Source organism: Microbacterium sp. H37-C3, from assembly GCF_027157935.1.
Lineage (GTDB): Bacteria > Actinomycetota > Actinomycetes > Actinomycetales > Microbacteriaceae > Microbacterium > Microbacterium plantarum.
In genome coordinates, this window is sequence record NZ_JAPVLR010000004.1 from 157,961 (window position 1) to 171,770 (window position 13,810).

The window sequence follows — 13,810 nt, forward strand, 5'->3', positions numbered from 1 at the left end:
CCGGCCGCTGCGGGCTCGAACCTCGCGGATTCTGAGGAGTTGGCGTCAGGCGGCGGTGAAGACCCCGGCGCGGAGCACGGGAGCTACCGGGTCGACGCCGATCTGCGCGGCGGCGAGCGCGTCGTCGCGCAGCCCGCGCTCGAGCAGCTCTTGCCCCGAGCCGCTCGCCGTCAGCAGGTGACGCACCGCGCCGCCCAACCCGCGGAACGACTCGCACGCCGCGGCCGCCTCGGGTGAGGTGTGGTCGATCCCGAGCCGCGAGAGCGCGTCGACGACGGCACCCGCGCCGAGCAGATCCTCCACCGCGAACCGGAGCTCCGTCTCGCCCTCCGGGCCGGCGAGCTCACCGGCCGCGATCACCGCGATGCTCGTGCGGGCTCCGCGCCGCTGCTGCTCCGCGAGCACGGCGGCGGCCACGGCGTCGGCGTTGCGCAGGCAGCCGAGCAGAACCACCGAGTCGGATGCCGCGCCGGCGACGGCCGCACCGTTGCGCGAGACCGCAAGCGCGGCCTCATCCAGCGCGACGGTATCCCCCGCGGCCACCCGGGCCGAGACGGTCGACGAGAAGCGCAGTACATCGACCACGACGACGACATCGGCGGGCGCCACCCGGCGAAGGCCGGCGCCCCCCCAGTCGAGACGAACCTGATACCGGGACTGGTCGAACGGCGAGGATGCGGCGGGCGACGGCATCCGATCAGCCTACGACGGGGCAGACTGGGCTCATGCGCATCCTCCAGAAGCTCGTGCTCGACTGCGACGCCGACGCCGCCTGGCGTGCTCTGCACTCCCCCCGCGCACTCGCGGAGCTCTACGCACCGCTCATGGGGCTCGCGCCTCTCGCCGCCGAGGGCATGCCGACCTCGCTCGAGCCGGGCGCCGACGTACCGGTGCAGCTGTCGGCTCTCGGCGTGCCGGTCGGCCGGCAGCTGATCCATGTGTCGGACCGCGCGGTCGAGGAGCGGCGGCCCGGCGCGACGGACGCGTCGACGGTGCGGATCCTGCGCGACAGCGGCATCCCGCTGACCGGGCCCCTCTCGGTGCTCGACGTCTGGGACCACCAGATGGCGGTGTCGCCCGCACCCGGCGACCCCACCCGCACGCTCTGGCGCGAGCGCCTGGTCATCGGAGGCCTCGCCGCACCGGCGCTGTGGCCGATGCTCTGGGCGACGTGGCAGTGGCGGTCGACGCGCCTGCGCCAGGTCGCCCCGACCTGGGCCTACGACCCCGAACCCGCCGCCGATCCGGCACCGTGACGGCGGTCGCCGTGCGGCGGGCGGTGCCCGCAGACGCCGCGGCGATCGCGCGCGTGCACGTCCGCGGCTGGCATGAGACCTACACCGGACGGATGCCGCAGAGCATCCTCGACCGGCTCGATCTCGACCGTCTGACGCGGGTGCGGCGCGAGCTGCTCGGGCACGAGCAGCGGATCAGCGACCGGGAGTCGTCGGGTGCCGCGAGGCCGAACCACACCGAGCGCACGCACGACCTCGGCCGGACGTGGGTCGCGGTGACGGCCGGGTCGATCGTGGGCTTCGCGGTCAGCGGGTCGTCCCGCGACGACCCTCCCGTCGCGCCTGTCGAGCTGTACGCGATCTACGTGCTCGCCGCCCATCACGGCATCGGCGCGGGACAGGCGCTGCTGGACGCCGCGCTCGGCCACGAGTCCGCGTCGCTGTGGGTCCTCGCCGACAACCCGCGCGCCCGCGCCTTCTACGCCCGCAACGGGTTCCGCCCCGACGGCGCCGAGAAGGACGACACCAGCTGGGGCGAGAGCATCAGCGAGGTCCGGCTCGTCCGCGGATGAGAGACGAGCCGGACCGACCGACGGCGGAGCTTCGTCACTCGGCGAGCGCCTCCACCGGCGAGACGCGGGTGGCGAGGCGTGTGGGCACGACGGCGGCGACGAGCGTCAGCACGGCGGTGGCGACGACGACCCCGGCGACGGTGAGCCACGGGATGCCCGGCAGCACGAAGGTCGGGGCGAGCCACAGCGGCGGAACCCGCACCGAGCCCAGCAGTGACTGCGCGGCCGCCCAGCCGTAGGCGATGCCGAGGAGCAGGCCGAACACGACCGAGGTGATCGTGATGTGCGCCGCCTCGAACAGGACCATCGAGCGGATCTGACGTCCGGTCAGGCCGAGCGCGCGAAGCAACCCCAGCTCGCGGGTGCGCTGCACGACGCCGATGGTGAGCAGGTTGACGAGGCCGACGGCCGCGATCACGGCAGAGACCCCGACGAGCGCCATCATGACCGCGCTGAACGTGTCGAGCAGACGGGCCATGTCGCCCGACACCTCGCCGCCGCCCGACGCCGCCATGACGCCCTTGACCGACTCGCTGGCGACGGCGAACATCGTGACGAGCGTGACGCCCATGACGACGCCGATCGCCATGCGGCTCGACCGCTCGGGATAGCGCAGCGCGTTCTCGGCCGCGAGCCGGGCCGAGGCCGAGCGGCCGAAGAGCCGGCCCGTCAGGCGGAGCAGCGGCGGCATGACGAGCGCGGCGCCGAGGCTCAGCCCGGTGAACGAGGCGAGCCCGCCGAAGAACGCGACGACTACGCCGAGGGGCGTGACGAAGCCGGCGAAGATGCCGAGCGCGAGCAGCACCGCCCCGACGCCGAACAGCGACACCGCGGTGACGCGACGACGCGTGCGCCCGGCAGCCTCCTCGGCCGTGCGCGGCGCGGATCCTGCCAGCGCGGCGAGCGGCGTGACCTCGAGCACGCGACGCGACCCCGACCACGCGGCGATCCACGTCGTCAGCGCCACGATGAGAGCCGGCGCCAGCAGCACGGGCTGCACGACGTTGTAGTCGACGTTCAGGCCCCACGCTCGCGCGGCGATCTCCTGGAGGCCCACGGCCGCGGCGATCCCACCCGCGAGCCCGATCACCGCGCCGATCGCCCCGACGATGAGACCCTGCCGCGCGATGCGGGAGCGCTGCGAGCGAGCCGAGGCCCCGATGAGCCGCATGAGGGCGATCTGGCGGGTGCGTCCCGCCACGATCGTGGCGAACGTGTTCGCCGTCACGATCGCGGCGACGTACATCGCGACGGCGACCAGCAGCACGCTGAGGATCGCCACGACGATCACGATGGTCTCACCGCCCGAGAGGAAGGGATCGGCCATCAGCCACGCGCCGATCAGCCCGGTGACGGCGACCAGCAGCACACCGAATCCACCCGAGATCGCCGCGACCAGCACCGACGCGCCCATGCCGCGCTCGCGCAGCCACGCCCAGCGCCCGGACGCCGCGGCGGACGGGCGCGACCGGGGGCGCGTGCGCCCCGAAGCGGATGCCGCGGGCGGCGCCGTCACGGCGGTCATGCCGACACCTCTGCGGCGAGCATGTGGGCCGAGATCTGCTCGGCGCTCTGGCGGGGCTTGTCGGCGACGATGCGGCCATCGCCGAGGAAGATCACCCGGTCGGCGTGCGAGGCGGCCACGGGGTCGTGGGTGACCATCGCAATGGACTGACCGTGCTCGCGGCTCGCGGTGGCGAGGAGGGCGAGCACCTCGCGCCCCGATCGCGAATCGAGGTTCCCCGTCGGCTCGTCGGCGAAGACGAGGTCGGGCGCCGTCGCGAGAGCGCGGGCGATCGCGACGCGCTGCTGCTGGCCGCCCGACAGCTCGTGCGGACGGTGCCGCAGCCGCGCCCCGAGGCCGAGCGAGTCGACCAGTCCGTCGATGCGCGAACGTTCGAGCGCCGAGGGCGACCGCCCGTCGAGCTCGAACGGGAGGGTGATGTTGCCGATGACATCGAGGGTGGGGACGAGGTTGAACGACTGGAAGACGAAGCCGACGCGGCGGCGCCGCAGGATCGTGAGGTCGAGGTCCGACAGACCCGAGATCTCGGTGTCCCCGATCCACGCGCGACCCGAGGTCGGCGCGTCGAGCCCGGCCATGATGTGCATGAGGGTCGACTTCCCCGAGCCCGAGGGGCCCATGATGGCGGTGAACTCGCCACGACGGATGCCGACCGAGACGCCGTCGAGGGCGCGTACGCCCGATTCGCCGGCTCCGTAGGTCTTGGAGAGGTTCTGGACCCGGGCGGCGAGGCCGAGGTCGGTGGTCGAGATCTGCATGTCTCCGACGCTACGAACCGGGCCGGGCACCCGGCATCGGTCCCTCGTCGCGGGCCTGTACATCTCGCGGATGATCCCTCATCCGCAGCGCGACGTCAGGCGAGCCCGTGCTCGAAGGCGAAGACGACAAGCTGCACGCGATCCCGCAGGGCGAGCTTGGCCAGGATCCGGCTGATGTGGGTCTTCACCGTGGCTTCCGAGAGGAACTCGCGCTGGGCGATCTCGGCGTTCGAGAGGCCGCGCGCGGCCAGACCGAAGATCTCGCGCTCGCGATCGGTCAGCTCCGCGAATGCGGGCGGCACGGGCTTCTGCTCGGGGGCCGCGAACGTCGCGAACAGCTCGCGCGTCGCGGAAGCCGCGATGACCGACGAGCCGGAGTGCACCGTGCGGATCGCGGCGAGGAGGAACTCGGGGTCGGCATCCTTCAGCAGGAAGCCGCTCGCTCCCTGCCGGATCGCCCGCGCCGCTGCCTCGTCGAGGTCGAAGGTCGTCAGCATCACGATGCGCGGCGGCGCGCCGTCGAAGACCGGGTCGTCGAGCAGCTGCGCCGTGGCGGTGAGCCCGTCCATGACCGGCATCCGGATGTCCATCAGGACGACGTCGGGGCGCGTCGCCCGCACGACGCCGATGGCCTCGGCGCCGTCAGACGCCTCGCCGACGACCTCGAGGTCGGGCTGCGAGGCGACGACCATGCGGATGCCGGCGCGGAAGAGCGCCTGGTCGTCGACGAGGACGACCCGGATGGCGCTCACGCGGGGCCGCCGATGGGGAGGCTCGCGGCGACGACGAATGCGCCGCCCGTCGGGCCCACCTCGATGCTGCCGCCGATCAGCTGGGCGCGCTCGCGCATGCCGATGAGACCGTGTCCGCCCGTGCGCACCGGGCCGGTGGACTCGTTCACCGGCGAGAGCGGATTGCTCACACGCACCTCCACGCGATCGGGCAGCCAGGACAGGGACACGTCCACGGTACCGCCCGCGCCGTGGCGCATCGCGTTCGTCAGGGCCTCCTGCAGGATGCGGTACACCGCGATCTGCACGGCCGCGGGCGGCTCGCCCGGAGGGGCGGGGTCGACGTCGACGCGCAGGTCGAGACCGACGGCGCGCACCTGCGCGTACAGCACCTCGAGGTCCGCGACGGTCGGCTGCGGCCCCTCGCCCTCGCTGTGGCGGAGCTGGGTGAGCAGCATCCGCACGTCGGCGAGGGCGGAGCGCGCCGTCGACGAGATCGTCTTCAGCGATTCCGCCGCGGCCGTGGGGTCGGCCGCGGCGGCGTAGCGTGCGCCGTCCGCCTGAGCGATGACGACCGCGAGCGAATGGGCGACGACGTCGTGCATGTCTCGCGCGATGCGATTGCGTTCGAACTCGGCCGTCGCCCGCTCCTCGGCCTTCCGCTGCGCCTCGGCGTTGTCGCGCGCGCGCAGACCGACGCGGACCAGAGCGCCCACGGTCCACGCCAGGAGCAAGCCGAACACCGCCGCGACGAACAGCATCGTGCCCAGGACGAGGAAGTACATCAACTCGCCCCCCGACACGGCGATGGAGTATCTCGCCGAGGGGATGAGCAGGTACACGGTGATGGCCAGGGCGCCCCCGATCGAGGAGGCGAACCCGAGCCAGAACACCCGGTTCGTGCCGTACGCCGCACACGTGTAGAGCACCGCGAAGATGGCGATGTCGACCGGCAGCGGTGGCAGCTGCGCCAGCATCTGGAGGACCGCGCCCACCCAGGCCAGCGCGAGCGCGATCGGCGGCGAGAGCCGGCGCAGCGCGACCGCGGCACCGAACGGGACGACCAGGAGCATCGCGACGAGCGAGGAGAGCGGATCGTCGGGGATGCCCGTGCCGATGACGGCGACCCAGGTCACGAGCAGCATGATCGCCGCGAAGGCGACCGCTACGGCGACGTCGACATACAGCTGGTAGCGGCGGAGCGGACGGAGCACGCTATGACGGTACGCGAGCGCCACAGGTGCGGCATCCCTCTCGCGATGTATCCGGCGGCGAGCGCGACGAGCTCAGCGCGCGTAGACGCGCAGGCCGTCCGGGATCGCGCGGAGCCGCAGCCGGTAGTCGCCGGTGGGAGTCTCGGCCAGCTCGCCGTCGTGCGCGAGCACCGGCGTCGCCTCGCCGGGCCGGACGGTCAGCTCGATCTCGGAGACGACGGTTCGCTCGAGATCGGATGCCGGCGGCATGAGCCGCAGTGCGCGCATCACCGCGAGCGTGCGCCGGCCGAAGGCCAAGGAGGTCACCGCCCGCAGCCGCGTGCCGCGGGCATGGTGGAGACGGACGTCGAGCACGGGCTCGTCGAGGCTCGCCCGACGCATCATCGCGATGCGGCGGGGGTCTCCCCGTCCGATGCCCGCGAACACCGACCAGACCACGGCCCGGCGGCCGTCGCGCACGATCGTGATGCGATGGGCACCGTGGATCTCGCGCCACGCCGCGATCGCGCCGCCCCACCATTTGCCGAGGCTCGTGCGCTTCTCGCGTTCGGCGAGGAGCTCGGGATAGGCGCCGAGGGACACCGCGTTGAGCACGGTCACGGGATCGCCGTCGTCGATGACCGCCTCGGCGACGACGACGCTGCGCACCGAGCCCGCGTCGTACGCATCGAGCGCCGCCTCGACGGTGTCCACGCCGGCGGCCCGCGCGAAGTGGTTGAAGGTGCCGCCCGGCAGCACGAGCAGCGTCAGGTCGTGACGACGCGCGAGGTGCGCGGCACGCGAGACCGAGCCGTCACCACCGAGCACCGCGAGCACCGTCGGCGCATCGGCGGCCGACATGGCCGACGCGACGATGTCGTCCATCGACGACTCGCCCAGGCTCTCGATCCGCGCCTCGGACAGCCGCCGCCGGATCTCGGGCAGCGGATCGGGCCGGACCACCGACGTGCCCGCTCGGGAGTTCGTGATCACCAGCACGCCGCGCCCGTCCGAGGTGGAGGCGTCTGCTGCGGGCGCGCCGGCTGCGGATTCGGATTCGGCGGGGCGATCGGTGGGCATGGAGTGACGCTAACGCCGCGGAGGCAGCGACGGCGACGGCTTGACAGTCCCGCCCGACCCCGGCGGTCAGGGCTGACCGCGATACAACTGTCGGATCGGCGGTGCGGGAGTGGCGTGAGCGACAGGCGGAGGCAACAGCAGCCCCACCCGCCCGGCAGATGTATCGCCGCATCGTCGTATCTCGGGCGTCGTAGAGTCGCAGGCGTGATGCGGTCGAACGATCTCCTGACCATCGGCGAGGTGAGCGCGCGCACCGGGGTCTCGGTGTCCGCATTGCACTTCTACGAGCGTCACGGGCTCATCAGCTCGACCCGCTCGGCCGGCAACCAGCGTCGTTTCAGCCGACACATGCTGCGCCGCATCTCGCTCATCCTCGTCGCGAAGCGCCTCGGCATCCCGCTTGCCGAGGTCGCCGACGCCTTCGCATCCCTCCCCACCGAGGCCGAACCCAGCAGCGACGACTGGAAGCGGGTCTCGCGAGCGTGGAAGATTCGCCTCGAGGAACGGCGCGCGGCGATCGAATCTCTCGAACGCGAACTCGTGGGATGCATCGGCTGCGGGTGCCTGTCGATGCGGTCGTGCGACCTGCTCAACCCCGGCGACGCTCTGGGAGCCGAGGGCAGCGGGCCGCGTCGCGTCGCGCCCGCGCTTCGACACGTGCTCGACGACGACGCGGCCGCTCCGTCATGAGGGTAGGTCGAGGCGTCGCCTGATTCCCGGCGCATCGAGGCCGTGCAGGCGTGCGTGGTCGGCCGGGGTGCCGTAGCGGCGCTGTTCCCCGATACCGACGCCGACGTGCTGGATGCGGATGCCGCTCCCGCCGAGGGCGGCGCCGACCGCGGCGGCGGTGGTCCCCTCGAGGAAGGGCTCGAGGATCACGACCCGGTCGAACCCGGCACTCAGCTCGCGTAGACCATCACGGTCGAGCGGCACCGGCGTCGCCGTGTAGGCGACCGCGTGCCCCTCACCCGCCGTCGCCTCGAGCGCGGCGTCGAGGAGGGGGCCGATGGCCAGCACGAGCACACCCGATCCCCCGCGCACGAGGTGGATCCGCCCGTCGGTCGGGAACGCCGTCCGGTTCGCCTGCGTCGAGAGCCGGATGTACTGGCGGTCGCCCGATGTCGCCGCCGCACGGGCCAGCGCTTCGACCTCGTCGGGGTGCCCCGGGGTGTGCAGCCGCCACCCCGGCAGAGTGCCGAGCAGGGCGATGTCGCCGGGGCACTGATGCGTGCGCCCTTCGGCTGCGGCGTCATAGCTCGCACCGATCGATACGAGCACCGCGCCGAGATCCTGGTGCGACAGGTCGAGCTTGATCTGCTCGAAGGGACGCTCGACGAGGAAGGGTGCGTAGGTGTGGACGAAAGGGCGGAGTCCGGCGAGCGAGAGCCCGGCGGCGACCCCGATCATCGCCTGCTCGCGAATGCCGACGTTGACGACGCGGTCGGCGGCCGGGGCTCCGGCCGCCAGATCGAGCGGGCCGATGTCGGCGAGGACGAGAGCCGTGCGCTCGTCGGTGTCCAGCAGGTCGGACATCGTGGCGGAGAAGCGGGCGCGCATCAGGATCCCTTCGCCGCGGTACGGACGACGGTGACGCGCGGCGCCGCGCCGCCCGCGTCGAGGGTCGCGGCGAGCGCGGCGTGATCGCGGGAGTCGACCTCGGCGGCATCCCATCCCTCCATCGCGAACCGGCGTGCGATCCCGCCGGGCCATCCGAGCGACGCCGAGGAGTTGTCGATGACGATGACGTGCAGGCGGGTGAGGACGAGGCGACCTGCGACGGCGATCGCCTCGTGGTTGCTGCCCTCGTCGAGCTCGGCGTCGCCGATCAGGACGAACACGCGGCCGGGAGTGCCGGTGATGTCGAGGCCGCGGGCGAGGCCCACGGCGATCGGCAGTCCGTGCCCGAGCGACCCGGACGAGATCTCGACGGCGGGGATGAGCAGACGGTCGGGGTGGTGGCCGAGGGGCGAATCGACGCCCGCGAGATCGTCGAGCCAGCCGTCGGGCATCAGGCCGCGCGTGGCCAGCACGGCGTAGTACGAGGCTGGGCCGTGCCCCTTCGACAGGAGGAAGCGGTCGCCGGCTTCGGGGCGCAGCACGCGATCGTGCAGCACCCACAGGGCGTCGAGGGTCGAATGCGCCGCGGGGCTGTGCTTCTCGTCGCCGGTCACCCGCGCGAGGCGGTCGAGCAGAGCGGCCGGCAGCCGTTCGGTGAAGGAGTCGGGTTCAGTCATGGTCATGGTTCGAACGGTAAAACCTCAAGCTCAGTTGAGGTCAAGCTCGCGGTGATCGATACATTCGTCGGGCGGCTGGGGCTGCTGTCGCGTCGCAGCGCCGCCGAGACGACACCAGCCCCACCCGCCCGACGGGTGTATCGGCACGGTGCACCGGCACCGCCGTCGCCGAAAGCTCGGCGTCCGGTTAGGCTGACGCCAACCTGACCACCGCTCCCGCGCGGGAGCCGTACCTCGTAGATCGGAGGTTCCCCATGTCCATCGCTCAGACGCACCCCACCCCCGGTGCCACCAAGACGATCATCGGCGAGCCCGAGGTCGTCGAGGACGGCGGCGCGGTCGACGCCCTGAGCATCGCGCTCGCCGACGGCGTCGAGCACGACCCCGCCTGGATCTCGCTGCGCGACGCTGCGACGGCCCTGCAGCAGCTGCAGGCCGCCGACGGCTCGGTGCCCGATCCCGGGGACCATGAGACGGCGCGGCGCCACGTCGCGGCGATCACCGCCGCGATCGGCCGCCTCGCGCCGCGGTTCCCGCACGACGCGGACTATCTCACCGCGTCGATCCGGGACTTCGAACGATGGGCGCGGTCCGATCATCCGGACGGCGCGGCTTCGACGGAGGGGGCATTCGGCGTGCCCGATTTCCTCGACTCGCTCGTGGCGTTCCAGCCGCAGCTCCACCGCGTCGACGGCATCCGCCACCTCGTCGTGTTCCCGATGTACACGCAGAACGGCTCGCGCGACCGGCACGTCGAGGCGCTGCTCGTCGAGGCGATCTGGCCGGAGGAGATCGCGCGCCTCGAGACGATGTATCCGAACCGGCTCTTCGTCTCGCTGCGACTGCTCGACTTCACGGCCGGCTACGACACCGACTCGGCGGTGCTGTTCCCCGAGACCGTCGCGATGCGCGAGATTCCGCCGTTCACGTGGGGGGCGATCTTCCAGGACCGCGAGGCAGCCCGCTACCGCCGGGTCGTGCGCGCCGCATCCGAGATCACGAAGCTCGACCTGCCCGCCGAGGCGGCGGAGATGCTCGACGACCAGGCGCTCACCGAACGGGCGTTCGTGATGTGGGACCTCATCCACGACCGCACGCACATGCGCGGCGACCTGCCGTTCGATCCGTTCATGATCAAGCAGCGGATGCCGTTCTTCCTGTACTCCCTCGAAGAGCTGCGGTGCGATCTGACGGCGTTCCGCGAGTGCGTCGCGCTCGACCGTCGACTGAGTGCCGAGACGGATCTCGACCCGGTCGACGCCGAGCTGCTGCGCCTGGCTCGCCTCGTGCAGTACGCCGTGATCTTCGACCGGATCTTCCGGTTCGCGATCACCGGCACGCGCGTGCGCAACTACGACGGACTCGGCGGCCAGCTGCTGTTCGCGTGGCTGCACCGGCGGGGCGTGCTGCACTGGACCGACACCGCTCTCGCCTTCGAATGGCAGGAGGTGCCGGATGCCGTGGTCGCCCTCGGCGACGCGATCGACCGCCTCTACTGGGAGTCGATCGACCGCCCGAAGACCGCGCACTGGCTGGCGGCGTACGACCTCGTGCGCTCCGTGCTCGAACCTCACCCCGCGTCGGTGTGGGCGCGCGGTCTGCCCCACGACGTCCTCGCGGGCGCGCCGAAGGGCTACACCGACGCGGTGCTGGACGACGAGTTCCCGCTGTCGATGTTCTACGAGGCGCTCGAGAAGAAGATGCGCGACGTGATCGCGTCCACGCGCGGCATCCGCGGCTGACCCGCACACGGGCCGGAGGCCGCGCCCGAGGCTGAAAGGATGAGGTCATGACCTCCCTGCACGACACCTCGGTGCGCGGCTTCGCGTCCGACAACTACTCCGGCATCCACCCGGAGGTCCTCGCGGCGATCACCGCCGCCAACGACGGCCACCAGACGGCCTACGGCTCGGACGTGTACACCGCCCGGCTGCAGGAACTCGTCGGCGAGCACTTCGGCGCGGGCGCCGAGGCCTTTCCGGTCTTCAACGGCACGGGTGCCAACGTCACGGCGCTGCAGTCGATGCTGCCGCGGTGGGGCGCCGTGATCGCCGCGTCGACCGCGCACATCAACGTCGACGAGGGTGGTGCCCCCGAACGAGTCGGCGGCATCAAGATCCTCAACGTCCCCACAGATGACGGCAAGCTCACCCCTGAGCTCATCGACCGCGAGGCCTGGGGCTGGGGCGACGAGCACCGCGCGCAGCCGCTCGTCGTGTCGATCACCCAGTCGACCGAGCTCGGAACGCTCTACACGCCCGACGAGCTGCGGACGATCGCCGACCACGTGCACGAGCGCGGGATGCGGCTGCACATGGACGGCGCGCGCATCGCCAACGCCGCCGCGGCCCTCGGCCTGCCGCTGCGCGCCATCACGCGCGATGTCGGTGTCGACGTGCTGAGCTTCGGCGGCACGAAGAACGGCGCGATGCTCGGCGAGGCGATCGTCGTGCTCGACCCCGCGGCATCCGAAGGACTCACCTACCTGCGCAAGCTCAACATGCAGCTGTCGTCGAAGATGCGCTTCGTCTCGGCGCAGCTCGTCGCGCTGCTCGAGAACGACCTGTGGCGCCGCAACGCCGAGCACGCGAACGGGATGGCGCAGCGCCTGCGCTCGGCGGTCGAGGCGGGCCTCGCCGACGGCTCGGTGCGGGGCGTGGAGTTCACGCAGCCGACGCAGGCCAACGGTGTGTTCGCGGTGCTCCCCGAGGGCGTCGCCGACCGGCTGCGCGAGTCGTTCCGTTTCTACGATTGGGATGAGGCACGCCGCGAGGTGCGGTGGATGTGCTCGTTCGACACGTCGGCATCCGACGTCGACGCGTTCGTCGCCGAGCTCGCGCGCCTGACGACCGACTGACCACCTCCCGCGTTCGCCCGACGGGCGGCAGAGAGCCGCGGCGGATTCGATCCGACCGCGGCTCTCGTGCGTTCAGGCGGGGGTGACGCTGAAGCTCCACGTGACGCCGAACCGGTCGGTGAGCATGCCGAAGCCCGCGCTCCACGCGGACGCGGCGAGCGGCTCGACGATGATGGCATCCGTCGCGAGCGCGTCCCACGGGCCGCGGAGTTCGTCGAGGCTCTCCGAACCGACCGAGACGAAGCACGCCTGATCGGTGATGGTGGCGTTGTCCTGACGCCGCGTCGAACCGCCGCCGGCGATGGATCCCTCGGTGCTGCCCGGGATGTCGTACGCCATCACACGGAAGCCGGTGTTCCCGGCGACGAGGCCGAAGACGACGGCATCCGCACCAGGGAGGTCGGCGGGCATACCGACCTCGGCGTACGTCGTGATCGAGACGTGTCCGTCGAAGGCGGCGCCGTAGAACTCGAGTGCCCGACGGGCGTCGCCGCGGAAGTTGAGGTGAGGGGTGGTCTGAATGGTCATCGCTGCTCCTGAGGAAAGGGCCGGCCCGATCGGCTCGACGACCTCACCCTGACAGCCCTTCCGGTCAGCTTTTGTCCGCAAGGGGCGGATACGGTGAGGCGATGACGACGACCTCGCGACTGCTGACCCTGCTGTCGCTGCTGCAGGCCCGCCGCGACTGGCCGGGCGGAGTCCTCGCCTCGCGGCTGGGGGTGAGCGATCGCACGGTGCGACGCGACGTCGAGCGCCTCCGCGAGATGGGCTACCGCATTCGGGCGACCACCGGGCTCGACGGCGGGTACCGGCTGGAGTCCGGCAGTGAGCTACCGCCGCTGCTGTTCGACGAGGACCAGACCGTAGCCGTGGCCCTCGCCCTGCGAACCGCTCCCGCCCTGGGCGCGGGCATCGGAGAGGCCGCGGCACGCGCGCTCGCCACGATCCGGCAGGTCATGCCCTCGCGACTCCGGCACCGCCTCGACGCCCTGAGCCCGACCGTCGTGGGCCGTCCGGGGGATGCCGCCGCCGCGGACGTCTCGCTCGAGGTTCTGTCGACGCTGGGGAACGCCATCCGCGACGGTGTCACGGTGCGGTTCGACTACGGCGAGGTGCGCGACGCGGATGCCGCGGGGTCCGCGCCGACCCGACGCGCGGAGCCGCATCATCTCGTGGCGTCGGGCGGCCGCTGGTATCTCGTCGCGTGGGACCTCGACCGCGACGATTGGCGCCTGTACCGGGTCGACCGCATTCGGCCGCGCACACCGCTCGGCGGTGGCTTCGCGCGGCGAACGGTGCCCGGCGGTGACGTCGACGCGTTCGTCTCCGCGCGCTTTCGCGGGTCGGACACGGCGGAGTGGCCCTGTCGCGGCTCCGTCGTAATGCACCTGCCGGCATCCGCGGTCGCGCCGTTCGCGGGCGATGGCACGGTCACCGCGCTCGACGACGGGCACTGTCGGCTCGAAGCCGGGTCGTGGTCGTGGACCGCGCTCGCGGCCTCGTTCGGGCGGTTCGACGCCGAGCTCGAGGTCGTCGGTCCGCCCGAGCTCGCCGACGCGTTCGCGTTCCTCGCCGCGCGCTACGCCCGCGCTGTCACCACCTGACGGATCACCGGCCCGACGGCC

General features: G+C 72.1%; 15 protein-coding genes. 6 read left to right on the forward strand and 9 right to left on the reverse strand.

What is annotated here, in order from left to right:
• Positions 1-45 precede the first annotated feature (45 nt).
• Positions 46-693: a 2-phosphosulfolactate phosphatase gene (locus O1W71_RS12485; RefSeq protein ID WP_269268176.1), complete on the reverse strand. Its 648-nt coding sequence runs from the start codon at positions 691-693 to the stop codon at positions 46-48.
• A 32-nt stretch (positions 694-725) separates the two neighbouring features.
• Here O1W71_RS12485 and O1W71_RS12490 point away from each other — a divergent pair, with 32 nt between their 5' ends.
• The gene (locus O1W71_RS12490; RefSeq protein WP_269268177.1) at positions 726-1,256 is read left to right on the forward strand and encodes a hypothetical protein; all 531 of its coding nucleotides are present in this window, start codon (positions 726-728) and stop codon (positions 1,254-1,256) included.
• The gene (locus O1W71_RS12495; protein WP_269268178.1) at positions 1,253-1,807 is read left to right on the forward strand and encodes a GNAT family N-acetyltransferase; all 555 of its coding nucleotides are present in this window, start codon (positions 1,253-1,255) and stop codon (positions 1,805-1,807) included. The genes O1W71_RS12490 and O1W71_RS12495 overlap by 4 nt, the downstream gene beginning before the upstream one ends.
• A 34-nt stretch (positions 1,808-1,841) precedes the next feature.
• On the opposite strand, the gene O1W71_RS12500 is transcribed toward O1W71_RS12495, so the two are convergent.
• From O1W71_RS12500 to O1W71_RS12520, 5 genes are all read right to left on the reverse strand, one after another.
• The gene (locus O1W71_RS12500; RefSeq protein ID WP_442924377.1) at positions 1,842-3,332 is read right to left on the reverse strand and encodes an FtsX-like permease family protein; all 1,491 of its coding nucleotides are present in this window, start codon (positions 3,330-3,332) and stop codon (positions 1,842-1,844) included.
• A complete protein-coding gene (locus O1W71_RS12505; RefSeq protein ID WP_114588824.1) occupies positions 3,329-4,090 on the reverse strand; it encodes an ABC transporter ATP-binding protein in 762 nt (253 codons plus the stop codon). Before O1W71_RS12505 ends, O1W71_RS12500 begins: the two co-directional genes overlap by 4 nt.
• A 95-nt stretch (positions 4,091-4,185) precedes the next feature.
• A complete protein-coding gene (locus O1W71_RS12510; RefSeq protein ID WP_112617765.1) occupies positions 4,186-4,842 on the reverse strand; it encodes a response regulator in 657 nt (218 codons plus the stop codon).
• Positions 4,839-6,035, reverse strand: a complete 1,197-nt coding sequence (locus tag O1W71_RS12515; protein ID WP_269268179.1) for a histidine kinase — start codon at positions 6,033-6,035, stop codon at positions 4,839-4,841. Before O1W71_RS12515 ends, O1W71_RS12510 begins: the two co-directional genes overlap by 4 nt.
• 72 nt (positions 6,036-6,107) lie before the next feature.
• Complete coding sequence (locus O1W71_RS12520) at positions 6,108-7,094, reverse strand: diacylglycerol/lipid kinase family protein (RefSeq protein WP_269268181.1); 987 nt, start codon at positions 7,092-7,094, stop codon at positions 6,108-6,110.
• 207 nt (positions 7,095-7,301) lie between these two features.
• On the opposite strand from O1W71_RS12520, the gene soxR reads away from it, so the two are divergent.
• Positions 7,302-7,784, forward strand: a complete 483-nt coding sequence (gene soxR, locus O1W71_RS12525) for a redox-sensitive transcriptional activator SoxR (protein WP_269268270.1) — start codon at positions 7,302-7,304, stop codon at positions 7,782-7,784.
• Here soxR and O1W71_RS12530 read toward each other — a convergent pair.
• The gene (locus O1W71_RS12530; protein WP_269268182.1) at positions 7,779-8,651 is read right to left on the reverse strand and encodes a transketolase family protein; all 873 of its coding nucleotides are present in this window, start codon (positions 8,649-8,651) and stop codon (positions 7,779-7,781) included. The two genes, soxR and O1W71_RS12530, sit on opposite strands and share 6 nt — an antisense overlap.
• Positions 8,651-9,334, reverse strand: a complete 684-nt coding sequence (locus O1W71_RS12535) for a transketolase (RefSeq protein ID WP_269268183.1) — start codon at positions 9,332-9,334, stop codon at positions 8,651-8,653. The genes O1W71_RS12530 and O1W71_RS12535 overlap by 1 nt, the downstream gene beginning before the upstream one ends.
• 248 nt (positions 9,335-9,582) lie before the next feature.
• On the opposite strand from O1W71_RS12535, the gene O1W71_RS12540 reads away from it, so the two are divergent.
• Both O1W71_RS12540 and O1W71_RS12545 read left to right on the forward strand, forming a co-directional pair.
• Positions 9,583-11,070 carry a DUF6421 family protein gene (locus O1W71_RS12540; RefSeq protein ID WP_269268184.1) on the forward strand — a complete coding sequence of 496 codons (1,488 nt, stop codon included), beginning with the start codon at positions 9,583-9,585 and terminating at the stop codon, positions 11,068-11,070.
• Positions 11,071-11,117: 47 nt separating this feature from the next.
• Positions 11,118-12,185, forward strand: coding sequence for a threonine aldolase family protein (locus O1W71_RS12545; protein WP_269268185.1), 1,068 nt, complete (start codon positions 11,118-11,120; stop codon positions 12,183-12,185).
• A 72-nt stretch (positions 12,186-12,257) separates the two neighbouring features.
• Here the strand turns inward: O1W71_RS12545 and O1W71_RS12550 are convergent, their stop codons facing one another.
• Positions 12,258-12,713, reverse strand: a complete 456-nt coding sequence (locus tag O1W71_RS12550) for a VOC family protein (RefSeq protein ID WP_269268186.1) — start codon at positions 12,711-12,713, stop codon at positions 12,258-12,260.
• A gap of 101 nt (positions 12,714-12,814) precedes the next feature.
• Here O1W71_RS12550 and O1W71_RS12555 point away from each other — a divergent pair, with 101 nt between their 5' ends.
• Positions 12,815-13,789, forward strand: a complete 975-nt coding sequence (locus O1W71_RS12555) for a helix-turn-helix transcriptional regulator (RefSeq protein WP_269268187.1) — start codon at positions 12,815-12,817, stop codon at positions 13,787-13,789.
• Positions 13,790-13,810 lie beyond the last annotated feature (21 nt).